The sequence below is a fragment of the Apibacter sp. HY039 genome, assembly GCF_004023655.1.
Classification (GTDB): domain Bacteria; phylum Bacteroidota; class Bacteroidia; order Flavobacteriales; family Weeksellaceae; genus Apibacter; species Apibacter raozihei.
The window spans coordinates 1-26904 of record NZ_SAYM01000004.1 but is presented as its reverse complement, the minus strand read 5'-3'; the positions used below and the strand labels follow the sequence as shown (position 1 = coordinate 26904).

The 26904-nt window shown below is 30.0% G+C and carries 17 protein-coding genes; 10 read left to right on the top strand and 7 right to left on the bottom strand.

Annotated elements, in window-relative coordinates; genetic code table 11:
* Positions 1–15: 15 nt before the first annotated feature.
* Entirely contained in the window at positions 16–2781 is a 2766-nt protein-coding gene (locus tag EQ921_RS09460) for a hypothetical protein (RefSeq protein ID WP_128331471.1), read from the bottom strand.
* A 189-nt stretch (positions 2782–2970) separates the two neighbouring features.
* Here EQ921_RS09460 and EQ921_RS09455 point away from each other — a divergent pair, with 189 nt between their 5' ends.
* From EQ921_RS09455 to EQ921_RS09435, 5 genes are all read left to right on the top strand, one after another.
* A complete protein-coding gene (locus tag EQ921_RS09455) occupies positions 2971–5481 on the top strand; it encodes a tetratricopeptide repeat protein (RefSeq protein WP_128331470.1) in 2511 nt (836 codons plus the stop codon).
* A 433-nt stretch (positions 5482–5914) separates the two neighbouring features.
* Positions 5915–7717 carry an HSP90 family protein gene (locus EQ921_RS09450; RefSeq protein ID WP_128331469.1) on the top strand — a complete coding sequence of 601 codons (1803 nt, stop codon included), beginning with the start codon at positions 5915–5917 and terminating at the stop codon, positions 7715–7717.
* Positions 7718–8157: 440 nt separating this feature from the next.
* Entirely contained in the window at positions 8158–11289 is a 3132-nt protein-coding gene (locus EQ921_RS09445; protein WP_128331468.1) for a SusC/RagA family TonB-linked outer membrane protein, read from the top strand.
* A 19-nt stretch (positions 11290–11308) separates the two neighbouring features.
* A complete protein-coding gene (locus EQ921_RS09440) occupies positions 11309–12763 on the top strand; it encodes a SusD/RagB family nutrient-binding outer membrane lipoprotein (RefSeq protein ID WP_128331467.1) in 1455 nt (484 codons plus the stop codon).
* A 46-nt stretch (positions 12764–12809) separates the two neighbouring features.
* On the top strand, positions 12810–13679 hold the full coding sequence (locus tag EQ921_RS09435; protein ID WP_164875618.1) for a metallophosphoesterase: 870 nt from the start codon (positions 12810–12812) through the stop codon (positions 13677–13679).
* 152 nt (positions 13680–13831) lie between these two features.
* Here the strand turns inward: EQ921_RS09435 and EQ921_RS09430 are convergent, their stop codons facing one another.
* Positions 13832–15157 carry an HTTM domain-containing protein gene (locus tag EQ921_RS09430; RefSeq protein WP_128331465.1) on the bottom strand — a complete coding sequence of 442 codons (1326 nt, stop codon included), beginning with the start codon at positions 15155–15157 and terminating at the stop codon, positions 13832–13834.
* 141 nt (positions 15158–15298) lie between these two features.
* Here EQ921_RS09430 and EQ921_RS09425 point away from each other — a divergent pair, with 141 nt between their 5' ends.
* The 3 genes from EQ921_RS09425 to budA all read left to right on the top strand — a co-directional run bounded on the left by EQ921_RS09425 (position 15299) and on the right by budA (position 18658).
* Positions 15299–16474, top strand: a complete 1176-nt coding sequence (locus tag EQ921_RS09425; RefSeq protein WP_128331464.1) for a hypothetical protein — start codon at positions 15299–15301, stop codon at positions 16472–16474.
* A gap of 14 nt (positions 16475–16488) precedes the next feature.
* A complete protein-coding gene (locus EQ921_RS09420; RefSeq protein ID WP_128331463.1) occupies positions 16489–17553 on the top strand; it encodes a hypothetical protein in 1065 nt (354 codons plus the stop codon).
* Between the two features lie 388 nt (positions 17554–17941).
* Positions 17942–18658 (top strand): acetolactate decarboxylase, encoded by a 717-nt coding sequence (budA, locus tag EQ921_RS09415; RefSeq protein WP_128331462.1) that lies wholly within the window; start codon positions 17942–17944, stop codon positions 18656–18658.
* A gap of 326 nt (positions 18659–18984) precedes the next feature.
* Here budA and EQ921_RS09410 read toward each other — a convergent pair whose 3' ends face one another.
* Entirely contained in the window at positions 18985–19563 is a 579-nt protein-coding gene (locus EQ921_RS09410; RefSeq protein WP_128331461.1) for a hypothetical protein, read from the bottom strand.
* Positions 19564–20097: 534 nt separating this feature from the next.
* Positions 20098–21618 (bottom strand): lipopolysaccharide biosynthesis protein, encoded by a 1521-nt coding sequence (locus tag EQ921_RS09405; protein ID WP_128331460.1) that lies wholly within the window; start codon positions 21616–21618, stop codon positions 20098–20100.
* Positions 21619–21738: 120 nt separating this feature from the next.
* On the opposite strand from EQ921_RS09405, the gene EQ921_RS09400 reads away from it, so the two are divergent.
* The gene (locus tag EQ921_RS09400) at positions 21739–22278 is read left to right on the top strand and encodes a hypothetical protein (RefSeq protein WP_128331459.1); all 540 of its coding nucleotides are present in this window, start codon (positions 21739–21741) and stop codon (positions 22276–22278) included.
* 6 nt (positions 22279–22284) lie between these two features.
* Here the strand turns inward: EQ921_RS09400 and EQ921_RS09395 are convergent, their stop codons facing one another.
* Positions 22285–23280: an outer membrane beta-barrel protein gene (locus tag EQ921_RS09395; RefSeq protein ID WP_128149116.1), complete on the bottom strand. Its 996-nt coding sequence runs from the start codon at positions 23278–23280 to the stop codon at positions 22285–22287.
* A gap of 510 nt (positions 23281–23790) precedes the next feature.
* On the opposite strand from EQ921_RS09395, the gene EQ921_RS09390 reads away from it, so the two are divergent.
* Positions 23791–24585 carry a patatin-like phospholipase family protein gene (locus EQ921_RS09390; protein ID WP_128331458.1) on the top strand — a complete coding sequence of 265 codons (795 nt, stop codon included), beginning with the start codon at positions 23791–23793 and terminating at the stop codon, positions 24583–24585.
* Between the two features lie 13 nt (positions 24586–24598).
* On the opposite strand, the gene EQ921_RS09385 is transcribed toward EQ921_RS09390, so the two are convergent.
* Together EQ921_RS09385 and EQ921_RS09380 are read right to left on the bottom strand one after the other, a co-directional pair.
* Positions 24599–25750: a DUF1624 domain-containing protein gene (locus EQ921_RS09385; RefSeq protein ID WP_128331457.1), complete on the bottom strand. Its 1152-nt coding sequence runs from the start codon at positions 25748–25750 to the stop codon at positions 24599–24601.
* A 148-nt stretch (positions 25751–25898) separates the two neighbouring features.
* Positions 25899–26546, bottom strand: coding sequence for a DUF4377 domain-containing protein (locus EQ921_RS09380; protein ID WP_128331456.1), 648 nt, complete (start codon positions 26544–26546; stop codon positions 25899–25901).
* Positions 26547–26904: the final 358 nt, after the last annotated feature.

Below are 26904 nucleotides of genomic sequence, written 5' to 3'. Positions count from 1 at the left end.
CCTGATAAAAACAAATTAAAAAATCAATAAAGTTTGCTTAAGTCCGTTTAATGACATTTTCCAAAGAAAATTAAAAAATGATTTATCCTGACTTCTTTTAGTTTCACTGATTTCCAGCGTTTTTAAAGAATCTTTAGTGTCGTTGATAATTAATAAATTAGCTAAGCTGGACATTAATTTTTTTTCTTTAAGACCATTTTTATTAAATAAAGTAACATGTAAATCTTTATAATTTATTCCAAAAGTTCCATGACCTATCTCATTATTTCCATAAAAATCAAAAGAAACTTTTTTAAAAATACCCTCGGCAGAAGCATGCAAGTAAGGTTTAATAAATGGGTTAACCTGTTCTGCCGGCAAATCGTCTATATATCCTTTTACTCTAAATTTATTTTCCGGATCTGATATATTAAAAGTCCATTCCGCATTAAAAATTGCCTGCTCCATAAAATTACTTTTGAAAGTGACAAGAACATCATTAGGTATAGTATTAGGATATCCGTTATTTAAATTATGAATCACAGCGTTTATATTTGAAAAATTTATTTTACCTGTTCCTTTATTCAGTGATTCTTCCTCATAATTAATAGTTGAATTTAACAGAGATATTTGATCAATTTTAACTTTATGACTTAATCTTCTCAGCTTTTCACTAAAAAAAGGTTTGTATACCGCTTTGTATATGCTGTCAGGTATATCATATTGATGAATGGTAAGAGAAAGTTTATCTAAAGGTAGTTCAGGAACTGTGATAAAAAATTTATTGTTTATAATTTTAGCTGATAAATTAATAATTTTCGTTTCAGGAAGAAACAAAGAATACGCATCTATGCCATTCTTTTTCATGTAATTTGTTTTAGAAGGATCAGGTAAGATGGTAAGATTGTTCATTGAAAATGTGTGATTGGATAAATATATATATTTGATTTTTGAAATATGAAAACCCGAACTAAAGATTAAATTATTGCCACGTAAACTAAAATTTGAAAAAACAATTGGTAAATCAGTAACCTCTCGATTAGATGGGGTAAATTGGATCTTCTTAATAATTAAATCAAAATCTTGAATAGAAGATAAACTTTTTTTTGAATCAAAATCAAAAAGTTCCGCTGAAGAATTTATGACGCTCAATTTATCTACGTTAATCAGCCATTTTTTTGAATTGAGATTAATGCTATTAATTGCATTATGAGCTGTTTTATTTTGATATATATCAGCCTTCATTTGATTAATTTTTATATCAGGAACATCAATAAAATACTGATTTTTCTTATTACTCCATTGAATGTTATTGATATTTAAAGAGTTGATTTTTATATAAAATAAATTTTTAATGATCTTATTTTTGTTTGAAAGTTTAGGGAATAACTCAACTTTGGAGGTAACGAGATTATGATCAGAAAAACCTATATGTTCTGCTCTAATGCTATGACTTTGCAAGTCAGATAAAAAAACTGTATCAGCTGAAATGTTGTAACTTGCAAAACTTAAAGGAGGGATTTTTTTATTTTCAGGGATTAAAGTATTTATTTTTAATTGGTTAATATTCAAATTTAAGTTTTTAACCTGCAAAATATTTTGATTATTTCTATCATAATAATCAAAATTGGTAGAAGCTAAGGTAAATTTGTTAATTAAAAGTAAATCGTTAAAAAAATAACCCACTCTGGAATTTTCTGTAAAAGCAAGGTTAATGTTTTCTTTAATAATCACATAATTATTAAATAATTTAACAAGGTCAATCGTGATTTTTTCGTTTATACGATTGTTGATATTGCTCAATAAAATGTTTATATTTTTACTTTTAACATGATTATTCAGGTTGAGAATCGATCGGGTAATGAGAATAGTGTCAATATTTAAGTTAAAAGGTAAAATTCTTTCGGTTTCATAGTTACTAGTATTTGTCCGTTGAATATTCTTTTTTGTGCTTATTAAAATCTGGCTTGAATCTACTTCAATTTTTGATGTTTTTACAAATAATCCACCACGGTTATAACCCCAATCAAAATTTTTGATTTTAGCTGAAGGAACTTTTATATTTACTGATGTTTTCTCTGTATTTATATTTTTATCAATTCCTTGCGATGTGCTGTCGGAATATACATAAATTTTTTTAGCGAAAAGATTATCATTTTCAAAAACAAATTTTTTTAGCGATAAAATATGAGATTTGTTAATTTTATAAAATATTTTTTCAGCATTTATTTGAGCATTTTTGTAAGTAACAGGAATTCTTTTTTCTTTATTAACCATATCCCAGACCACTCCGTTTAAATGTATATTCAGATTTTCAAATGAGGCAATATTATTGTGATCATTGCTAGTAACCGATTTGAATTTTCCTTCTTTAATATGCAGGTTATTTATTTGTATAGATTTACCAAGACGATAGGACTTAAAACTTTTCAGATCGGTATTAGTATCAGATGGCTGGATACAAAGTATCTCAGGTTTAGTAATTTCAATATAATCAGCAATAAGATCTTTTCTGCTCAAAAAAGTAAAAAAATGTACCCCATGAATAAGGATTTTTTTAATTTGAATATGATATGCTTCATTTTTTTTAGTTTTAGGGGAAATGGCTATACCGTCAATGGTTATTTGTCGAGACCATAAAGAATAAGAAACTTGTTCATAATTGAAGTTATAAGGAGTATCATTTTTCTCTTTTATAAACATAGGAAGACTCTTATTGATCCACATCTTTAACCCCATTTGAATGAACAGGCATATAAGGAGAGTAGTTATTCCCCAGATTGAAAATTTTTTCCAGTTCATATTCTTTTATTTCTATCAAAAATATCAAAAAAATATAAAATAAATATATTTTTTTTTGTTTATGTTAGTATATGTGAATCGTTTTATTAGTATACAGAGGCTAATTTTGTGTTATTTGTATGTCAAAAAAAAGAAACTTATTTAGTATAAATTTTATAATTTTATGAATTTAAACCTAAGATATTATAAATGGAAAAGACTAAATTAAAGTCACATTACAATAACTTGTTAGATAGTCTGAAGAAGCTTGAAACAATAGATATAAATGAAAAATTAGATCATCTTTTATATAAAGATGATTATAAAAATAAAGAAAATTGGTTGCTGGGATTAGCACTTTGTGATTATGGTTTAAGTAACAATAGTCTTGTTGATAAAACTAAAGCTTTATACATAAGACTTTTCAAGCGAAACTGGAATCTTTATTATTCCTCTTTCCTAGATCAGGAAGATTATGAGTTCTGGTTTAAATTATGCGAAAGAATAAATGATGGATTTTTAGATATTAATTATCATAAAGCATATGTTGAAAGAGATTATATATTAGAGAATGCACGAAGACCTTTTCGTAACAGGAGTAAAAGCAGAGAATATTTATTAAAGGGAATTGAATTAGGAGATGCAGCTTGCAGGGCTGTTTATGGGTATAATCTGTTCTTTGGAGCAAGAGGTGAGGTAGAAAACAAAGAAGAAGGTCTTAAACTTATTCAGGAGGCGAAGGAATTAGGTTACGATCAGGCGGAAAACTGCCTTTTAAATATTGTTTTTTATACAGAAGAAGATAATACATATGTATTAGAAAAAATAAAAGAACAAATTGAAAGCAAAGAAAAGGAATCTGAAAAGCCCTATCATTTATTAGCAGAGTACTACTTATATAGAGAACAGAATATTGAACAAGCACTTGAAGTTTTACATAAAGGTATTGAAGTAAATAACCCGTATTCAAAATATATTTTTGGAATTAATATATTAAATGAAAGGCTACAGGGATATACGGTTGAACAAGGTATTTGTTTGCTAGAAGAAGCATACGAATACGGAATAATATATGCTGCAAACTGGTTAGGTAGGTACTATTATTACATACAGGCAGAAAATCATTCCTTAGAAAAATCTATTCAATGGCATGAAAGAGCTAAACTATATTATTTTGAAGACTCATTAGTCGAACTGTCACTCATTTATTTATACGAGGAAGAAGTTCAAGACGTAGAAAAAGGAAAAATATATCTGAATTGGGCTGTGCAGGAAGGTAATGCAAGAGCTATGTCTGAAAAAGCACATTGGTTATTAAACAATGAAAATTCAGATCCGAAAGAAGTGCAAAGTTTATTAGAAGATGCAATGGAATTGGGAGATTCATATGCTCCCTACCGGTTAGGCCGTTTATACGAAACCGGATATTTTGGAGAACCGGATTATTATAAAGCATTTGAATTGGTTAAAATTGCTGCCGAACGCGGACATGTTTACGGTTTGGAAATGATGGGGCATTACTACAGGGTAGGTATAACATCGCAGGAAGAAAGCGATCCTGAAAAAGCAATTGAATATTTAAACAAAGCAATAGAAATGGGTTCTGAGTATGCGCAAGTTGAAATGGCTTTTTGTTATGAAGCAGGTTTTGGTGTTGAAAAAAATTATGTGCAGGCTTACGATTTGTTCGAAAGAGCTGCTGTAAACGGTTACATATATGCTTATAATAAGTTGGGGTATTATGAAGAAGACGGATTAATTGGAGAAAAAAATCCTCAAAAAGCATTTGAATATTTTCAAAAAGCAGCAGAAGGAGAAAATGTTGAAGGCTATTACAATTTAGGTAGAGCTTATAAATATACGATAGGGATTCCGGAAAACCCGGAATTAGCCTTGGAAAATTACCGTAAAGCAGCAGAATTTAAATATGGTGAAGCCTGTATTGAATTAGCATTATCATATGAGGATGAATATGGAGGATTGTCTTTTGATGAGTCTAAAATAATGAGCTATATGCTAGTAGCTGCGGAGCAGGGGTATCCTTTTGCACAATATAAAGTAGGTTGTTATTACTATTATGGTCTTATAGAAAATAATAGAGAAAAAGCATTAGAATGGTTAAGCATATCTTGTCAAAGCGGATATCCTTATGCAGCTCTATTTTTAGGAGATTATTATTTATATGATGCAGAAACGGATAATAATAAAGCATTTGAATACTATTGCATTGCGGAAGAAAACGGAATAGTATCAGAAGGATTAGGAGTTTGCTATGAATATGGAATTGGAGTTGATGAAAATAGTCAGGAAGCATTCCGTTGGTATAAATTTGCAGCAGAAAAGGGGAGTATAGGTTCAAAATACAGACTAGGACTAGCCTATAAATATGGGATGGGAACAGAAGAAAATCTTGCAGAATCATTCGTGTGGTTTCAGGATGCAGCACAAGAAGGGAACTTTCATGCACAATATCATGCAGCAATGATGTTACTGAAAGGGGAAGGAGTAGAGCAGGATTTAAATAAAGCTATTACTCTTTTGTTGGAGATAGCGGAAAAAGGACATATCGAAGCTCAGTTCGAGCTGGGTAATTGTTATCTTATAGGAAAAGGAGTGGAAGAAGACGAAGTCCAGGCAATGGCATGGTATCAAAAAGCTGCGGAAAACGGACATGAACAGTCACTTAAAATCACAGGTAAAAGAGAAAGAAGAAGAAGGTGAATTTTTTAAAAAATTGTTTTAAATTGATGAAATATTACTAATATTGAATAATATTTCCAAAAAATGATTAAAAAACAAACTGTGAATTAATTATAATAAATTATTCGTATAAAATATTAGATAGTAATAATAATAAGTTACACTATTTGATAGTAGTGTAAAATAATAGGTTCTATACATTAAATTAAGGGCTTAGGTCATCAGATTTCTAATATATTTTAGCGTATTATTAAATGCAGGAGAAGTTTAAATGTAAAAAAAGTATGAAATTATATTTTAATTGATGTTTCGTACGATATTGAAATTTTCGGAATAGCACTTCAATTTAAGTTGTGCAGTAATATTGTTGAACAAATAAAAAACAACAAGCTTACTTGAAAGTGTATAAATAGTAGTAAGATGATCAAGGAATTTATAATTAGAGTTAAAAGAAATGGAACAGGAAAATAAATATCTCTTTCAGGTTAACCTGAAAGGGATGATAGAATTATTGTCAGAACATATATATAGCGCACCCAATGTTTTCATCAGAGAATTATTACAAAATGGCATTGATGCCATTACAGCCAGAAAAGGTATTGATGAAATAGAAGGAGAAATAAACATATACTTAAAAAAAAATAAAGAAGAACTGTTATTTATTTTTGAAGATAATGGAATAGGACTTTCGGAAGAAGAAGTTCACCAATTCCTGTCAGTAATAGGCCAGAGTTCAAAAAGAGGAGAATTGGATGAAAAAGATTACATAGGGAAATTCGGAATAGGAATGCTTTCCTGTTTAGTAGTCAGTGATGAAATTGTAGTTGAGACTCAATCATTATTGAAAAAAGAAGGTGTATGCTGGAGAGGAAAAGCCGATGGTACATACACTGTAGAAACCATTCCTAATAATCCGAGAGTAGGAACAAGAGTTATTCTTATACCAAAAAAAGAATGGAAGGTTCTTTTTCGGGAAGAAGAAATTAAAAAAAACATCCTTTATTTCGGAGATGCCCTACCGGTTAAAATAAACTTTATAACACATCAGAAATCTGAAGTTTTAATAGACAAAGAACCGGTTTGGTTAAATACACAAAGCACAAGAGAGGAGTTGCTCGAATATGGAAAAAAAATATTTAATATTAATTTCCTTGACTCCTTTAAATTGCATTCCGAAACAGGAGAAATCAAAGGGGTTGCTTACATAATGCCCCATAAAGTACAGTTTATAGGAAATACCAAACAAAACAAAATATATTTAAAAAGAATGTTTTTGTGTGAAGATGGAAAAGGATTACTTCCGGAATGGTCCACTTTCGTACGATGCATAATTAATACAGAAAGTTTGCGTCCTACAGCCTCAAGGGAAGCATTGATGAATGATGAGCAAATGGTAAAAGCGAAAAAAGAATTGACCTATTGTTTTAAAGACTATCTTAAGTATCTGACCGTTTCAGATACCTTTACATTAAATCAGATTATAAAAATTCATCATCTATATATAAAAGCGCTTGCAGTTGAAGACACAGAACTTTTAAAAATGTTTATAGATTACATTCCTTTTGAAACCAATAAAGGAATGATGAATTTTTTATCTCTCAGAACCTATAATGATATAATACATTATACACCTTCTATAGATGACTTCAGGCAGATCAGAAGAATTGCCGGTTCACAAGGTAAAACTGTAATAAATTCGGCCTATAGTTTTGAAACCGAATTAATAAGTAAAATGAGAATTGTAATTCCTGAGATTAGATTCAAGAAAATAACCCCGCAGGATATACTAAATAATTTTGGAGAAGTTAATGTAGAAGAAAATCAGACCTATGCTAAATTTGAAGAGAAAGTAAACAAAATACTTAATGATTTTTATTGTAAATCACAGATAAAAGAATTCAGTCCGGTTGATACACCCGCAATTTACGTAGCAAATGATGAAGCTATGAATAATAAAAACATTCAAAACTTATCCAAATCTTCCAATCCCTTTGCATCCACTTTGCACAATTTTATAAAAAAAGAAGACGAAAATATTCCAACACTTTGTTTTAATAAAGATAATGAAATAGTACAAAAACTTTTTCAGATAGAAGATTCCTTTATGTTTGAGTCCATAGTCAATATTATGTATGTTCAGTCTCTAATGTTAGGAGGATATCCAATAAATAAAAAAGAAATGGAAGTCTTCAACACTTCGTTATATCAACTTATTATTTTAGGAATGAATGATTTTATGCCTAATTTAAATAATTAAAAATTTAAATACCTCATATAGGGATTTTATCCGATTAGTTTTGGAATTAAAATATTGATTATAAAAAATAAATGCTTCTTATACAGAAAGAAGCAAAGAAAAATTCAATTTTATATCTTATAAAAAACCTTTAATTTCATTTCTTAAATTGAATTGGAGGTTTTTTTAGATACAACAAGATACCTATTGGATAAATTATTCGTGTAACAATTTTTTCATTATACGTAATCTGGATTGGCATACTTTGATATTACAATTTGAAATTACTATTTGTTTTAACTTAATCGGTTGTATTTAAAATAGATAATATAGCTATGTATTGACTTATATCGTATGGTTTGTCTAATGAATGTATTTTATTTATCGTAATATTTTATTAATTATATATTAATTATAATGTAATACACTTTTTGTGGAAATAAATGACATTTGCACAAAAAATGAAAAAACTACTACTGATTTTATCACTTTTCATTTGTTTTACTTCACTTGAAGCACAGGAAATAAGTGGTGCCATTGAAAATAAAAGTTCCGAACCTCTCTCCGAAGTTGAAATTTTAAATACAAGAACCAATGAAATTATTTATTCAAAAGAAGACGGAACTTTCTTTATAAAAGCACTTAAGCAGGATACACTCAATTTTACTCGTGATTTTTATCAACCATCGAAGTTAGTGATTGGCGATAATCAAACAATTAAAGTAATACTTGAAGATGAGATCGAAAAAAAGTTAGATGAAGTCGTAATAACAGCTTTAGGAATTAAAAAAGAAAAAAAATCATTAGGTTATTCGGTTCAGGAAGTAAAAGGAGAAGTATTTGAAAAAGTTAAAGAACCTAATTTTGTAAACTCACTAACAGGACGTGTTTCAGGATTGAACATTAAGAATAGTACAGATCTGTTTCAGGATCCGGGAATAACCCTAAGAGGAGCAAAGCCTTTAATTGTAATTGATGGAATTCCTGACAGAACAGCAGATTTATGGAAGATAAATGCAGATGATATTGATAATATCAGTGTTTTAAAAGGAGCTACAGCTTCAGCGTTATATGGTTCTGTTGGTAAAGATGGTGCAATAATGATTACCACAAAAAAAGGGAAAAAAGGTAAAATTACCATTTCAATTAATAATAGCACAATGTTTCAAACCTCCTTCATACGAATTCCAAAAGTTCAAACGGTATATGGTGCGGGAAATAATGGTAAATATGCTTACATTAACGGACAAGGTTCCGGAAGCGAAGGAGGAGGTTGGATATGGGGACCAAAATTAGATCAAAAAGATCCTTCCACTTTAAGTGGGTATTTTGAGACTAGACAATACAATAGTCCCGTCGATCCCATCACCGGGGAATTAATACCATTGCCATGGATATCAAGGGGTAAAAACAATATTAAGAATTTCTTTGATACAGGAATAATACAGTCTAATAACATAAGCTTGGATTGGGGAAATGAAAAAGCAACTTTCAGGCTTTCTCTTTCCAATATTTATCAAAAAGGAATTGTACCCAATACAGAGCTGAAAAATACATCAATAAGTTTAGCCGGATCTCTTAATCCGCTTCAAGGATTAAAGATTAATACAAACTTAACATATAATAAAGAATATACTGCTAATTTTCCCGAAGTAGGATACGGGCCTACAAACTACCTCTACAATCTGGTGCTATGGACAGGTGCAGATGTAGATGTAAGAGATTTACGAAACTACTGGGTAGCCGGAAAAGAAGGATTTCAGCAAAGGCATTATAATATATCCTATTACAATAATCCATATTTTCAGGCGTATGAATATTTGAGGCCTTATTACAAAGATAATGTGATGGGCAACGTAAATCTCGAATATCAGATTATTCCCAAATTGTCAGCTAAGGGGCGAGTAGGAACTAATATATATAGTTTAAATAGAGAGTATAAAGAACCTAAAAGTTATGTTGGATATGGTCAAAAATCTTTAGGTAATTTCACTCAAATAAATGCTAATTATTTTGATATAACTTCAGAATTTGGTCTTAAATATCAAAATACTTTCTCAAAAAATTTCACATTGAATGGAGAAGGATATATATCCAGTTTTTACAGTGAGAAGAAGAATAGTCAAATACAAACCGATGGATTGATTATTCCTGGGTTATATAGTTTTGCAAATAATGCCGGACCTTCATTAGTTGCTCCACCAGATTTAAACAGAAAAGAATATGAACGGATAAACAGTGTCTATGGTTTTATAGATATGGAATTTTATAAAATGTTCTTTTTAAATATTACGGCAAGACATGATAAAGTATCTACATTACCCAAAGGGAATAATACTTATTTTTATCCTTCAGTATCTGGTTCTATACTAGTTAACAAAATTTTACAACTTCCGGCCTGGATAAGTTTTGCTAAAATCCGCGGATCATTTGCCAAAGTAACATCGGGGAAAATAGCAAATAAAAATAATACAGGTTATGATAATTACGGTTATATAACTGCTTTTGAAAAAAGTGAAACAAGCTGGAATGGACAGCCGACATTCTATTTTGGTAATATTTTAATAGATGCGAATATTAAACCGGAGACAGTTAATTCATGGGAAATAGGAACGAATCTGGCGGTATTAAATAACCGAATAAACCTGGATGTAGCTTACTTTCAGACTAAAGATTATAATAATTTAGTTTATGTGCCTTTATCAGAAAGTTCCGGATACAAATATTTTCTAACTAACGGAGATGTTTATCAAAGGAGAGGTGTAGAAATAACATTAAACACGGATATTTTAAAGCGAACAGAAATAAAATGGAATTCACAAATCAATTTAAGTCAATATCGAAAATACCTCAAGAAAATTTACGGAGGATATAGTATTAACAGCAATTACATAAGAGTGGGAGAAAGAATGGATAAACTATCAACGGTAGTTTATGAAACTTCTCCGGATGGACAATTAGTTTTAGAAAACGGTTATCCGGTTAGGTCCAAAGCACCTTACCCTTCGACAATGGGATATTCAGAACCAGATTGGACATATGGTATATCAAATAGTTTAAGTTATAAAAATTTTACCGTATCATTTCTGTTTGACGGTAGAATTGGAGGTACGATGTATTCAACAACGAATCAAAAAATGTGGTGGGGAGGGATTGCCCCAGGAACTGTAAATCAGTATCGAGATGATGCTAATGCTGGTAATAACACCTACATAGCTCAGGGAGTCAAAATTGTTAGCGGGTCAATTAATTACGATGAAAGAGGAAATGTGGTTTCCGATACCCGTGTGTTTGCACCAAATGACGTTGCTGTCAATTATAACGGATATATGCAAAGTACTAGCAACGCTTTCAATGCAAACTATCATTATTACAAGCAAACATTTATAAAACTTAGAGAAGTGACATTGACCTATAATTTGGGTAAACCTGTGCTAGAAAAGCTTTCTCTAAATGCAGTAAGTATATCATTAATAGCGAGAAATTTATGGTTGGCCTCAAAAATTAAAAATGTAGATCCGGATTCCGGAGTTGATAACCTTCAGACACCCGCAACCAGAAGCATAGGAATTAATGTAAATGTTAAATTTTAATTATATAAAGTAAATAAATATGAAAAATATTAAAATATATATTTTTTTGTTATCCATATCATTTAGTATATCAGGGTGCAATAATGTAGATGATTATCAGGATGATCCTAATCGTGTCATACATGTTAGCCCCGACTTTTTACTTCCGGGAATACAAGTGTCTGCTTTCAAAAATATTGATGATAGAGCAGCCTTAGCTTCCAGACACTTAGCTTATATAAATGGATTAAATGTTCACCAGTATTATAACTGGCAGAGAGGTTCATTTCAATTATATGATAATATAAAACAAGTTGAAAAAATGGTTGAAGAAGCCGGTCGTTCAGGAAGTCAGGTTTATGTATCCCTGGCACGTTTTTACAAAGCCTATTATTTTGTTTCCTTAACTGAAACTTTTGGAGATATACCTTATAGCGAGGCCGTTAAACAAGGGGTTTCTTATCCAAAATACGATACACAAAAAAGTATATATAAAAATGTGCTGGAAGAATTGAAAGCAGCAAATCTGGAATTATCAACAGTTACAAATCAAATAAGTGGTGATATAATTTACGGTGGAGATGTCTTAAAATGGAGGAAATTAATAAATTCATACAGACTAAGAATTCTTATGGATTTATCCAAAAGATCAGAAGATACAACCCTGAATGTAAAACAGTCTTTTGCCGAAATCATAGACAATCCCTCAGAAAACCCCATCATGGAAAGCCATAGCGATAGTGGTTTACTAAATTTCTATAACCAGGCGAATAATCGTTATCCCTATTTCAATAGCAACGAATTAAAAACAGCTTTTTATATGGAACAGAGTTTTGTTGATAAACTCAAATTATATAAAGATCCCAGACTTTTTAAAATAGCTGAAAAGAAAACCAATTTAGCAGGAATAGATAATTCTGACCCGTTTAGTTATTACGATGGACTGTATGGAAGTGGTGATTTAGGAGCAAATTCCGAAAAAGCATCTTCAGGACTTGCATCCAGAATACATCCCAGGTATTTTGATGATCCGGTAAATGAACCGGGCATTTTAATGGGATATGCAGAATTGCAGTTTATTCTTGCAGAAGCAGCCTTTTACGGATGGATAAATAGGGATGTAAATACATGTTATGTAAACGGTATAAAAGCATCAATGAATTTTTATCATGTAGAAAATTCTGATGTAGAAACATATTTAGAACAACCGGTTATAAAGTTACAGTCAGGAAATATACTTGAGCAAATCATGAATCAGAAACATATAGCTTTATTTTTTAATACGGGCTGGCAAATATTTTATGACCAAAGAAGAACCGGTTTTCCTAAATTCAATACTGATGGATCCGGAGCCCTGAATGGTCGTAAAATTCCTCAAAGGTGGATGTATCCATCCAGTGAAATTACAAACAATAATACCAATCTTGCAAATGCGATTACCAGCCAATATCCCGGAGGAGATGATAGTAATGGAGTTATGTGGATACTTAAATAAAAATTCAACAATAAAATTTATAATAACCTATCTAATACATATTAAAATGAATAAAAAAATTATGTCAATTCTTCTGGTTTTATGTGTGTTTTTCGCAGAAGCGCAATCTGGTAAACCGAAATTAAGATTTGCTTTTATGACAGATATCCACCTTAATTATAAAAATAAAGGGAATTGTTTTGAAGGGTTTCAGAAAGCTCTAAAAAAGGTTGAAAAATCTAATGTAGAATTTATCCTTTTAGGAGGAGACTTAGTAGACGTAGATAAGCTGAATAAAAATTACAATAGAGCAGATAGTTTATATACAGCATTTAAAGCAGAATTAAATAAATCCTCTTTAAGTATTTATCCTGCAATAGGTAACCACGATCGTTTTTTTGATGAGGAAAAAGGATATACAAAAGGAGATGAGCTTTTTAATAAACATTTCAAACAATCATACTACACTTTTGAGAAAAAAAACGTTCGCTTTTTTGTTTTAAACAGTGTTCAGAGAGGCGATAAAGAAGGATATTATTATAACAAAGAACAAATAAACTGGTTAAATGATAATTTGAAAACTATTTCTCCAGAAACTCCTATTATAGTGGTGACTCATGTACCTATATATTCACTTTACTATCCTGTAGTTGAAGGCAGATATGTATTTCTGGACGTTGTAAATAATTATAAAGAATTACTAGAAGCATTCAAAGGATACAATCTTAAACTTGTTCTTCAGGGACATCAACACTTATATGAAGAAATATATTCTCAGGATGTTCAATACATTACTGCAGGAGCTATAAGTGCAGCTTGGTGGTATGGGCCATTTTATGGTACAAAAGAAGGATTTTTAACTGTAGATGTTGATTCTGCAAACAAAATAAAATGGGAATATATTGACTATGGATGGAAACATACTATTGAACCCTGATTAGAAGTAACATTTAGTACTATCTAAAAAAGGGTGAATCGTTGGATTCATCCTTTTTTATTCCAAGGTTTGTTCATGTTATCGAATCATCAAAGCTTGTATTCAATCATTTAATTAACAAAATTATTTGAACTAAAAAAAATATCCACGAATTATTCCCTGTAATTGTTGTAAAGTAAGATCCAATTATTGTGAAAAAAGTAGTTCCAGTCAGCTTCCGCTAGATTTACATCAGGATCAATAAATCGATGAAACGGATGGCCATTGACAGAGATAAAGCTATCAGCATAAATATCTACAATTATACCCTTTTTATAAAATTCATGTTTAATATATTGAGCGGTTTGCCAAATATAATCCGGGTAACAGTTAGCTTTATAAACCTGTTTATCAGTCAGTAAATCATATAGGTTAAAAGGAATGGTTTCTTTAGTTGATTTATCAATAACTTTATAATGAGTATTTCCGCTTTTTTGTCTGAGCATCATTCTCCAGCTAAGTCTGTGTCCTTCCTCTGTCCAGAAAACATCACCCTTAATAAAATAATGGCGAAGAGGTAGAAAAAGCTGAATTAAAAAATAGACTCCAAAAAGATAATAAAAATATCGGGGTTTATAGCTGGAATAATTTTCATTACTGACCCAGGGCCGTTTTCTGAAAAATATTTTTTTAATAGTTAACGGTGGATATACAAAAATAACAAAACTTAAAGCTAGATATGGAAATATACCTACCTGAAGAATGAAAGAATTGGAAAGATGAAATATTAAATTTGCAAGTAAAGCAAATGTCCTTGTTTTTTTCCATAACAATAAAGGAATTACTAGACCGTCAAAGAGTATCCCCAAATATGCTACTGGAAGATAAAACCACTTTTTTGTAAAATATTTACCAATTATAGGAAAATCAGTTTTATCGGAATAAAGAAGGCGGGTAAACGTCCCGTCCAGCCAGTCTGGATAAATTTTGGCTAGAGTCGCATAAAAATACAAAATAGCTACCTGAAATACCAATAAAACTGAGCACCACTGAGGCATAGTATATGAGCGCAATCGTTTATTTTTTTTTGAATCCAAGGAATAATAAGCATTTGCTGGTAAAAATAACATTAGAGAGCAAATCAGTATTAAAAAATAATAATGGTTATTATAAGCAGTTTTTTGCATTAAGTACTGGGATGTCCATAGTAAGGTGAAAAAAAATAAAGATATACGATAATAATATCCAACCATAACCATAAGACCTAAAATACCCATCACAATAAAATAATAATACATTCCGTCTCCTGGTAAAGGGTGCAGCCACTCAAAACCTATGAATGGGAAAAATACTTTAGGGGTAATAAAATTATTTTTAACCCACCCTGTAAGTATGGCACCCCAGGTTTCTGCGGTTAATAAAAAACCAAAAAATATTCGAAAGACAATAAGGGATGAGTTGTCTATTTCAAGAAACAATTTTTTTGAAAAAAATTTCACAGAAGTACATTTATAAATCACACAAATATACTAATATTAGACTACGAAAATAGTAAAGTAAAGTATGTTTACTTTATCACAATAGAAAGATAAATTAGGTATATTTGTGTGCGTATATTGATTTATCTAAAAGCAAATAAGATGAATTATAATCTGGAGATACAGAGGCTTCTAATTAAAATAAGTCAGGAAAACAACTCCTCAGAAAGAAAATTATTACTGGGCAGAGCTATAGAAATAGCTGATGATAATAATGATTTATTTGAAGGAATTGATTTGCGATATCAATTAATGGAAGAAATGGAAAGTGCAGATGAAAGGATTTCGTTATTAAAGCAATCAATACAGTTGGCAGACTCGCATAACGAAATTCAAGAGGCTTTTGACTTAAGAATACAATTAATAGAAGAGGAAAATGATACCTCGCATTGTACAGATAGTTTTTCTGCAATGGCGTGGCTGTTGGAAGCAGTAGATAATTATAAAGAATTGTTTAATGAAGAAGACATACTGTGGCAATATAAATGGTTGGCGGTATCGTCAATTGATAATTCATCAATAAGCTATCAGCAAATTCAAAATATATTACAAGATTTAAAAACTAGATTAGAGAATAATGGTTTTGGATTGGGAGGGTATTTTGTTCCTGAATTGATGTGGAGGGAAAATATAGGAGATATACATGGAGCAATGAATATAATTAAAGAACGTGATAGATTAGGAAGGGATGGTATGTCAGATTGTGAAGCCTGCGAACAGAATGCAAAAATCAAAATTAAACTATTAAATGGGAATTTTGATGAAGCTCTTTCTGATATGAAAGAAATGCAAATGAAAAAATTATTTTGTGCCGAAGTTCCGTTTAATACCTATTGTAATTTAGCCTATTATTTAAATAAAGGAAATCGCCCGGAAGCCCGGTTTTATTTTAATAAAGCATTGGAAGAATTAAAATCAGATAAAAATACTTCGGCCATATCCGATATATCAAAATTAATTAATTACAGTGCAGAACATAACAAACAGTTAGCTATATCTCTTTTCACTAAATATGCGCATTGGCAATTAAATGCTGAAGATAAAATAAGCTTTGAAGTATCTTTAAACTTTCTTAAACTATTTAAAAAAGATGAAGATATTGAATTGGAAAATTTGAGACCTTCTTTTCCTTTTTATAAAGAAAACGGTCTATACAGGACACATGTTTTTTTTGACTACTATAAAAAAATAGCAGAAGATTTGGCTTATAAATTTGATGCCAGAAATAAAACACAAAATTATAATAAACTATTACTTGAAGAATTATCGAGATTATAAGAACTTGAAGCATTATGAATTACAATCTGGAACTGCAGAAAATAGAACTCAAACTAAAAGAGGTAGTAATTATCGAAGATAGAATAGCTTTGCTCAAACAAGCTATAAATATAGCTGATGTAAATAATGATTTAGACTGGGGTTTTGATTTTCGTTTGAATCTGATAGCTGAAGAAGTAAACACAGCTCGTTGTGTAGAAAGTTTTTCTGCCTTTTCGTGGATATTAGATACTTGGGAGAAAAATCAGGATTTGTTTAGCGAAAATGAATTTTTATGGGAATATAAATGGATGGCTAATGCATCTTACAGAAATGTAAATATATCCAGAGAGCAAGTAGAGAAAATTTTGGAAGATTTAAAGCTGAGGATGCAAAGAAACGGCTTTAGCCTTAGAGGGTATTATAGTGTGTTAATAGCTTGGAATCAATTTTTAGGAGATAGTAAACAAGCGGAACATTTTATAGAATTGAGAGAAGCAGAAGCTAGAGATGATATGTCACATTGCCCAGCCTGTGAACTTGATACTAAAGTCGTAATGGAGCTTTTAAAAGAAAATTATGATGAAGCTATTGTTCAGGCTCACGATTTAATTAATAAAAGAGTTACCTGTGCTCATATGCCTTTTGTTACCTTGTGCGAATTGTCTTACTACTTGAATAAAGCAAAAGATCCGAGAGCTCATACTTATTATGAAATGGCTGTAAAGGAATTAGAATTGATAGATAAGTCAGATAGTTCTGTTTTGTCAACCGTATCGTTACTCATAAATTACATGATCGATAATGACAGGAAGAAAGGGCTTGAATATTTTGAAAAATATTCGTGCTGGGAACCTGAGGCCGAAGATTCAATTCGATTTACATTTTCTAAAAATTGTTTACGATTATTTGAAAGTGATAAAATTCAAAAAATGAATCTCAGCCCTAAGTTTCCCTTATATAATTCAGATGATTTATATAATTTCAAACAATTGTATATATATTATTTTGAGCTTGCAGTAAACCTTGCAGATAAATTCGATAAAAGAAATGGAACTGATTTTTTTAAAAATAATCTGTATAAAGAAATTAATAAATAATACATATAAAACTTTTTTATAAAAAATAAAAGCAACCGTACGGTTGCTTTCATTTTTTATCCATGGCAAACCAAATTACCATGAATTGCTCTCAAAATTATATTTACTATACAAAAATATTAATTAATTTTTATATAATAAAATTTTATTTCAATTTAAATTATTATTTATTAATTATATATTTTAATATGATAATATAATATTATTGTTTGTTAAAATAAGATTAAGTATAATTATTTGAAAATAAGCTTTTTATATATATAGAGCGTTTCCTTTATAAGAATATTTTATTTAATAACCTTAGCTTATTATTATCAAAATTATAGGTATTAATTAATGTCTGTGTGGTATGAAGTTTGTAACATTCAGATTATTAAATAAATAAAAAATGGACACTAAATCTAAAGAACAAGTTTTATATCAATTTTCAACTATTAATGCATTAATGAGTGGTATAATTAAAGGCAATTTTAAAGCAAAAGACGTATTAGCTTGTGGTAATTTCGGGCTGGGATGCTCGGATGGTATGTCAGGAGAAATTATTATTGATGGCGAAATGTTAGAAGGTAAAGACAATCATGAACTAAGAGAATTAAAAAATACAGATTTGTTACCTTTTGCCCAAATTACGACTTTTAATCCGGAAAAGTCTTTTCAGGCAACGCATTTAAACAAATCTAATTTACATGAAAAATTATCACAAAATGTGTTGTTGGATAATGTTTTTTTAGCTGTAAAAATTGTTGCAACATTTAATAAAGTTGTTATCAGAACCCCTAAGGATGGAGGGGAGAATTATAAAGATGGAAGTGAATTTGCGGATAATCAATTAGTCAGAACGTTTGAGAATAGCAGAGGAACACTTATCGGTTTTTGGAGCCCGGAATTTTTTGAAAATGTTTCTGTAGCAGGATTTCATCTACACTTTGTAAGTGAAGATAAGAAAGTGGGAGGGCATGTTTTCGAATTTGATTGTTTAGAAGCCGAAGTATCCTATGAAACTAAGTTTAATTTATCACTAAAATTATTTAATACTGAAGAATACTTGAAAAAGGATTTGGATAATGATAAAATGATGGAAATGGTTAAAAATGTTGAAAAATAATACAAATCAGAATTACGAGCTATAAAATTTTAGCTCGTAATATTTTTTAATGAAAGCCTAATTTAAAATGATAAATCAGATAAACCTCTAAGGTGTAATAAAAAAAATATAAATAATAAAATAGTGAAGGTTAATAAAATGTTTTCTTTTTTCAATTTAAAATTAAAAAGTTTTGTAAGTGTCTTCATGATATAATTGTATGCTGCAAATTAACGGAAATTTTAATATTAATATACATTAATATTATAAATATATTTAATACAATTATAAAAAAAATAAAATAAAATAAAAGTCTAAGTGTTAATTAGTTAGATAAGGAAATTAAATTATTTTGTTAAGTGAGAATCTTTAATAATATCTTTGCTTGATTTCAATTTTTTTCTATCAATTTTATATTGGTTTTCTAATTCTTCTTTCTTTAATTTTTTTTCCTCTTTAGATAAATTTGTATTATTTTCAATGTTATTTTTATTTACTTTATAACTGTTTTCTAATGTCTCAAGTTGGGATTCTAAATAATCATTATTTTGATCATTCACATCTCCCGACCAGTTTTCTGCAATTTTTCGTTGTTCAGCGTTCAAGATTTTTAAAATCTCTTCTTTACGCTCATAAGCTAATTCTCTTTTTCTTACTCCCTTTTCATATCCAGTTATATTTCTGTTTCTTCCCACTTCTTCAAATTTACCTCTGTATTTTTGGTATATTTCTTTTATTAACTGGTCTTGAGATGAAGATAACTGTAAATCAGATATGGGTAAACTCTGTTCTTCTGTACTCTCATTTTCAATTAAAGATGAATTTAAAGAATCTTTCGGAGGATTTGAAGATGATTTTTCACCACAGGAAAATAAAAAGATTGATAATAATAAAAATGTGAAACTGCTAATTTTAAAGGTATTCATAATGAAATTCATAATTTGCACTTCTACTTCTAATTTTGTGCCATAAATAAATATCTTTCAAATAGTGTATATAAAAACATAAATATTTTTATAAAACATAATTTATGATAATATTATTTTATTATTATGTATTTGATTTATAAATATTTAAACGCATATAAAATATAATCTATATTCATATAAATTTTTTTTATAATAAATTAACAAAAACATAAAAAGAATGTATCAAATTTGTATATAAGTAAATTTTAACTTGAATTAAAGTTAAAAGATTTCAATCAATAAGAATTATACGAATTAATAAGTTAGTAGTTTGGCCCTTTTTTTAAGGGTCTTTTTATATGCGGATTATTTATACATTAACTTCAAATGAAATTAACAATTAGTAAGGTTATACAAAAAACTCTAAAAGATAAATATTGTTGCTGATATTTACAATCATATAAGTCTTTACAATCCTGTAAATAAATTTCATACTTTTTTTAATTTTCAGTAGAAATAAAAGCTGGTTTTGATTTCTTTAAATTCCAAAAATCATTTTTTTCTGCTTTGTAGTATAGTATTTATCTTAGCTTTAAAAATAGCAACATCTTTATATTCTATTTTTAAAGTAACATAAATAAATAGCATAAATAAGATATTACCTACCAAAGTTCTCACTATTATAGAATTACTTAAATAATAAGAGAGTAAGCTTAAAATTGTACTTCCTCCTATATAAAAAATCAGTTTACGATGATTGTAAGGTATCGAGTAATATTTTTGCCCCCACAAATAAGAAATTAACATCATAGTGAAATATGAAAATAACGTAGCATATGCACAAGCCCAATAACCAAGATTAGTATATTTTAATCCTAAATAATTAAACAAAATAGTTATAAAAGCACCTATACAAGATATTAAAGCTCCATAATGTGTTTTGTCAGAAAGTTTATACCAGATAGATAAATTGAGATAAATACCAAGGAACGTTGAACCTATCAATAAAATAGGAACTACCTTAAATCCACTCCAGTAATCAGAGTTGCGAATATATAATCTACCTATCCAATCAAGATTAGCTACTAAAAAAAGAAGGATAACTGCACTGAAAATAGAAAAATATTTCATCAGGGTTGCGTATGTTTTTCCAGAATTTTTTTCTCCGGCATGAGAAAAGAAAAAAGGTTCAACTCCCAATAAATATGCAGTTTTAAACAAGGTAATAAAAGTTGCAATTTTATAAACGGCACTATATATACCCATCTCTATTTCTGCCTTTCCTTCCGGAAGCAAATACTTAATAAACTGGCGGTCCATCGTTTCATTAATAATTCCGGCCAGTCCGGCAATTGTGATGGGCCATGCATACGTTAGCATTTTTTCCCATAAAGAAGTATCAAATTTATAAGAGCCATTAAGTATGGTAGGCAATAAGGCTGCAAAAGTAATAATACTGGCAATCAAATTTGCTGCAAAAGCATATCCTATACCATATTCAAAGTTATAAATCTTTATAAAAAATCCACTTCCCCATCCATTATTGTTAATTTGATTCGGAATCCAGAAAATCAAAATAACAGTTAACAAAAACATCACAACCGAATTCATAATTTTTAAAGAAGCAAAATGTATGGCTTTGTTCTCAATTCTCAATTTAGCAAACGGAACGGCTGACATTGCATCAGCAGCAAGAATAAAAAGAAACCAAACCAGAAAATTTACTTCGTCCGGATGTTTAAAAGCTTTGGCTAACGGTTGTCTGGCACTGATTCCAAAAAACAAAAAAGCGATCGAAACTATAAAAACAGAAGTAAGTGAAGTGTAGTATACTGTATTCTGACGAGAAGCATTATCTTTAAATTTTTGAAAAAAACGAAAAAATGTAGTTTCCATTCCGTGAGTAAGCAGTACAGAAATAATTCCAGCAGCTGAATAAAAATCAGCATAAATGGAATATTTTGCGGGTCCAAAAGCTTTAACTAACATGGGGGTCAGTATAAAAGGAAATACTCTTACAAGTACATTGCTTAACCCATATATAATTGTCTGGCTGAATAATTTTTTATACAAGTATGTCTTTTTTTACTAATTGCTTTTAATGGAAAGTTAAAATTCGTCAAAACAATTAAAATTAATTACAAATTTAATAAATTTGATTAGGTTTATATCAATACAGATTAAAAATCCAAAATGAAAAAAATATATTATCTTCACGGTTATAGGACATCCGGAAAAAAATTCGAATGCATAAAAGAATTTTATTCAGATTTTCCAGATTTCCAACCCATATATTGGGAGTGGGATGAATATATGAACATACCGGAATTTTTAACACAAAAAGTAAACATCTTAAAAAATGAAACTTTCCCGCATATTCTTATGGCAGACAGTATGGGAGCAAATTTAGCCTGGTATTTAGTTAATGAGTTTCCAGATTTGAAATATGTTATGACCAATCCGGTATTTTCTGCCGAGCAAATTAAAGATCAGTATAGAATACTACCGGATATGAGAAATAAGATATTCAATGCTACCCACGAAAATATCGTAAATAAAAATGTAAGTCTGATAATCTCTAAAAATGATGAAACCCTTGATTCAAAATATTATAAACGCATTTTTGATGAAGCGGTAAAAGTGAATATCATTGAAGATGTTCATGCAATCATTCATATAAAAGAGTATATGCCCATGATTCATCAGTTAGTTGAAGAAGCATTTACATCATAAATTAAATCATAATCGAAATTCCGCATTAATAAAGAAATATTGTTCGGCATCTCTTCGCGCATAATTTAAATTCCTGAAATTAGGAGCTAATTTGATTTGCTTGATAGGGCAAAATTCGAAACCGAACATCAGTAATTGACCGTCAAGCTTACTCCAGTATGACTTACTTGTAGAAGGATTGGAAGAATCAGCCCAGTCGTACCGGGCAAAAGTTCTCCATTTAGGAGCAATTTTTAAAGAGCCGTAAAAAGAATAGCCGTAAAAATCTTTGCCATTTACAAAATCGCGATTAAACTGATGGTTATATTCTGCTCCGGCAGAGAATTTTGGATTTTGGTAGCCTAAAAACAAAGCAACATTACTCTGGTCTTTAGTACTTAAAGAATCCTTAGACTTGTTATAATAATCAGCATATACTCTGAATAAAGTGTTTTTCAAGGGTTTTACACTTATTCCGGCAGCATAACGGGCATTATTATCAGATTTTATTTTCTTGTATCCCTCACCATTAGTTAAACTAAAATCAACTGATATCTTTGGAGTTATGGCATATTCAGCTGTAAAACCTAAATCAACACTCGGAGCCATACTGTTCATATCCTGAAAAGATTTGGCTACATATCGATGAGTCCAGTAGTTTTCCTGAATGCTGAACTGTAATAATCCGGTCAAACCAGCATGCACGTTAAACTGTTTATCTTTCCAGCATAAATAAGCATTTCGAAGGTAAGGTTCCAGCTTCCCGGAAGAATTTTTCCCTGAAGCCCCATCTAATATGACCACACCTTCCAAACCGGGCAATATTTTATAACTGTATCCCAAAAATGCCCGAGTAATATTAAAACCGCTTTCATTTTTAAAGTTATTGCTATAATCCAAAAATCCTCTCGCAATTACATTGCCGCTAGGTTTAAAAGCAGATTCTTCTTTTACTTCCTGGCTGTTAACAAAAGAAAGTTTTATAAGTAAAAGAAAGGCAAAATAATAATTTAGTTTTTTCATTTTTTTATAGTATTCATTTCATATAACTCCCTGTTTCTTAACAGGAACGTAGTAATTAATTTCTGAGGCAAATCTAAGGAAACCAAAAAAAATAATTATTTCAATAGTAATTAAGATTTTGTTACGATTGTAATTGATCTATATGAATACCTGATTTATTGAGGGTTAATTTCAGGATATATGCTAAAATAAATATATACTTTATTTTAATAATGGATAGGGTAGATTATGGAATTGGAAATTAATTATTTTTTATTTTTTGCCAGTAATCAGAATTTCAATCATTTTTTATTAAAAGGTTAAAATATGATGGTAATTATTATACAATTCAGAAGCTTGAGTAAAAATAGAATTTAAATTGATTGAATGAGAATATTTGTTAATCTACATAAAGAAAATTTTTAAACGAATGAATAATATGTGTAATTTTATTCGAAAATATTACATCAACAATAAAATTTTGATAGATGCTGATTCTAAATATGAAGAAAATGTAATCAAAGATAAAAAATGGAAATAAATAAATATAAATTAGGAATTAGTTTAGGGGGTGGGGGAGCAAAAGGATTTGCTCATTTAGGAGCCTTGCAGGCACTTAACGAAAGAGGTCTTTATCCGGATGTAATTTCCGGTACCAGCGCTGGAGCTTTTGCAGGAACCTTATATGCAGACGGTCATCAACCTAAGGATATTATTTCTTTTTTTAAAAAAAGTACTTTTAATAAGTTTGCTAAGTTTTCTATGCCTAAAGGAGGGATTTTTAAAAATACACCCTTTCAATCCTTTTTAAAAAACAATTTAAAGGTTCATAACTTCGAAGAATTAAAAACTCCCATATATGTAGCTGCCACCAATATTGAAGAAGGGCGGGTAGAATTTTTTAATACCGGGCCCATCATTCCTGCGGTTATTGCTTCTTGTTCTGTGCCTGTTGTATTTACCCCGGTGGAAATTAATAACAAATATTATGTAGATGGAGGTTTGTTAAAAAAATTTCCCGTATCTGTCCTCAGAGAAAAATGTGATAAAATAATAGGGATAAATGTGAGCCCCTTTATAAAAAACCCATTTAAAAATTCATTAACATACATTGCAGAACAGTCTTTTCATTATATGTCCAATGCAAATATGATGCAGGATAGGAAAATGTGTGATTATTTAATTGAATCTGACGTGTTGTCCGAATATAGTCTCTTTGATTTAAAGCATGTGGAAGAAATTTTTGAAATGGGGTATAAAATTACCCATCAGTTTATGGGAAAACACGAAATAAAACTTAAAAATGATTTTCCCGATTTTATTTAAGTGTAGATTTTAATTATAGATATTTTAGCCATTTAATATTTTTATGTTCAGATTTGTATTTGGAAAACCACTTAACGAAAGGATATAAAATAAATGCAATAACTATAGTTGTGGTCCATAGTTGCCATACATGAGTAAAACCAAAAAAATCACCCTTATTTTTACCCCATACAGCAACACTAAGGAGATATAAAAGTTTGAGAAAATACAGATGTACGATATAAAAAAACATAGGAACGCTACCCAAAACCAATAGAGGTTTAAATTCCAGCTTAGAACTTAGTTTTTCAAATCCGAATAGTAGAAAAAAAGCAATAGATAGAGTAAATAACAGAAACAATAAAGATGGAGGATATTTGGTAATATTAAAAAAGCTCATAAATGTCAACCACGAAGAATCAAAATTCATCCAGGGCTTATCACCGTAGACGTTTATATATCTTAATATTAAAAATAAGGATAGGGAAATAAATCCTGAAATTAGTAAAAAACGTTGTCTGAATACGGGTTTTGTCGTTTTCTTAAATAAAGGGCCTAGGCAGTATCCCAGACTTATAACCCCGATCCACGGAAGGATAGGATAAGAAGTTCGTATGTTAATCCATCCCCAGTTTAGCCAGCTGCGATCATGTAGAATGGCCCAGGGTGTATACCAGGGAGAAGATTTGTCAAAGTGCAACGAATCTAAGGTATTATGTCCAAAAATTAGAATCAAAGCCAGTATAAGTAACAACTTTTCCGGAAGCCAAAGCAAAAGGGATAAAGAAATCATACTAAAGCCTATAGCCCAGATTACCTGTAAATATATTTTATGTGGAGGAAATTCACCGGTCCAGCCAAAATTGATTACTATAAGCTCTAATAAAATGAGAAAAACACCTCTTTTAAAGAGAAATAAAGAAATTTCTTTTCGTGAGCCACCCCTAGCCTGACCGTATAAAAAAGCAGAAAGTCCGGTAAGTAATATAAAAACAGGAGCACAGATATGGGCAAGCATACGATTGAAAAACAAAGGGAAACTTACCGTTTGAACATCTACAGGGTCACCCATCTGTAGATGCAAAAAAAACGTTTCTCTAACATGATCCAACAGCATAAACAACATAACCAAACCTCTAAGCATGTCTATAGAAGTTATCCTTTTTCTGAGAATTACTTTTTCCATATCAAGCCAAAGTAATAAAATCCTTTTATCAATTCCAAGAAAAATGGAATAAAATTTTAAACGTATAACCTGTTGACTTTATAGCTTTATCATAAAGATTGATCTCGATACGTAAAAGAATGTAAGAATAGAGTAAATTATGGATTTACTAATGGACCAAATCCTGAACCTGTGTTTCCAGTAAGTAAATTCCTTTTGCATGTGCAGGATGTATATATTGAGCCTTAAATACATATTCTCTTCCAATAACCGGATATACCTTCGGGTTTTTCAATATTTCTGCGTATATAATAGAACCTTCTTTAAGCTCAACTGAGGAAGAACTGGTTACCATAATTTTTACCAGTACAGCAGGGAATTTTCCTGCAGCAGCCCCTCTGCCGGTAGATATATTTTCTATATCAACAACCCTTCCTACCCATTGATAAGCTTCTTTTTTAGAATTAACTACTGAAAGAGGTAAATTTTCAGAATTTTTTTGTGTTTTAGAAACTTCTTTTATCAGGACATATCTAATAGATGATGCATCGGCAGGTGTGTTTTCTACAGGAATTTCATTAACCTTCAAGACGTATTCATAGCCAGGAACATAATCGAAGCCATCAATAGAGCTATACATATATTCCCAATTAGGTGTGTTACCTTTTTTTACTAGTAAACATTTTTGAGGTGCTACTCCAACGCAATCAATAGCTTCGGAAGCCACGGTATAAGTTACTGAACGGTTAGTTGTACATGATACGACAATAATTAGTATGGCCAGTAACATGGATGGGAAAAAAAGTGTTTTTTTCATGTGAAATTAAAGTTTGTAATCTTTTTACGTTGTTCAAAAGCTATGCCTTTTCAAAAAAGTAGTAAAAATTCATTCCTTTTTTTTGGATTAATTTAAAAGAAGAAGGATTTCAGAAAGAGAGAGTTGAAGTAGGGGGAGGGGAAGGGAGAAAAAATCCAGAGATAACAGATACATCCAGGTAAAATCCTTATCCCGTATTATTTTTTATATCAAAAAGATCATAAGGGGAGATGTAAAAGAAAAAAACGCAATATTTTTCAGTGATAAATATCCTGAAAAGCAGTAAAATAGGGTATAAAATATATAATAAGGATATAAAACAGGGTGAAAATAAGGATAATTTTTTTAACTTCGTCGG

What these genes read in the sequence shown, in the direction of transcription:
- EQ921_RS09460 (WP_128331471.1), bottom strand. Translation starts at nt 2,781, where the DNA reads ATGAACTGGAAAAAATTTTCAATCTGGGGAATAACTACTCTCCTTATA.
- EQ921_RS09455 (WP_128331470.1), top strand. Translation starts at nt 2,971, where the DNA reads ATGGAAAAGACTAAATTAAAGTCACATTACAATAACTTGTTAGATAGT.
- EQ921_RS09450 (WP_128331469.1), top strand. Translation starts at nt 5,915, where the DNA reads ATGGAACAGGAAAATAAATATCTCTTTCAGGTTAACCTGAAAGGGATG.
- EQ921_RS09445 (WP_128331468.1), top strand. Translation starts at nt 8,158, where the DNA reads ATGAAAAAACTACTACTGATTTTATCACTTTTCATTTGTTTTACTTCA.
- EQ921_RS09440 (WP_128331467.1), top strand. Translation starts at nt 11,309, where the DNA reads ATGAAAAATATTAAAATATATATTTTTTTGTTATCCATATCATTTAGT.
- EQ921_RS09435 (WP_164875618.1), top strand. Translation starts at nt 12,810, where the DNA reads ATGAATAAAAAAATTATGTCAATTCTTCTGGTTTTATGTGTGTTTTTC.
- EQ921_RS09425 (WP_128331464.1), top strand. Translation starts at nt 15,299, where the DNA reads ATGAATTATAATCTGGAGATACAGAGGCTTCTAATTAAAATAAGTCAG.
- EQ921_RS09420 (WP_128331463.1), top strand. Translation starts at nt 16,489, where the DNA reads ATGAATTACAATCTGGAACTGCAGAAAATAGAACTCAAACTAAAAGAG.
- budA (WP_128331462.1), top strand. Translation starts at nt 17,942, where the DNA reads ATGGACACTAAATCTAAAGAACAAGTTTTATATCAATTTTCAACTATT.
- EQ921_RS09410 (WP_128331461.1), bottom strand. Translation starts at nt 19,563, where the DNA reads ATGAATACCTTTAAAATTAGCAGTTTCACATTTTTATTATTATCAATC.
- EQ921_RS09400 (WP_128331459.1), top strand. Translation starts at nt 21,739, where the DNA reads ATGAAAAAAATATATTATCTTCACGGTTATAGGACATCCGGAAAAAAA.
- EQ921_RS09395 (WP_128149116.1), bottom strand. Translation starts at nt 23,280, where the DNA reads ATGAAAAAACTAAATTATTATTTTGCCTTTCTTTTACTTATAAAACTT.
- EQ921_RS09390 (WP_128331458.1), top strand. Translation starts at nt 23,791, where the DNA reads ATGGAAATAAATAAATATAAATTAGGAATTAGTTTAGGGGGTGGGGGA.
- EQ921_RS09385 (WP_128331457.1), bottom strand. Translation starts at nt 25,750, where the DNA reads ATGGAAAAAGTAATTCTCAGAAAAAGGATAACTTCTATAGACATGCTT.
- EQ921_RS09380 (WP_128331456.1), bottom strand. Translation starts at nt 26,546, where the DNA reads ATGAAAAAAACACTTTTTTTCCCATCCATGTTACTGGCCATACTAATT.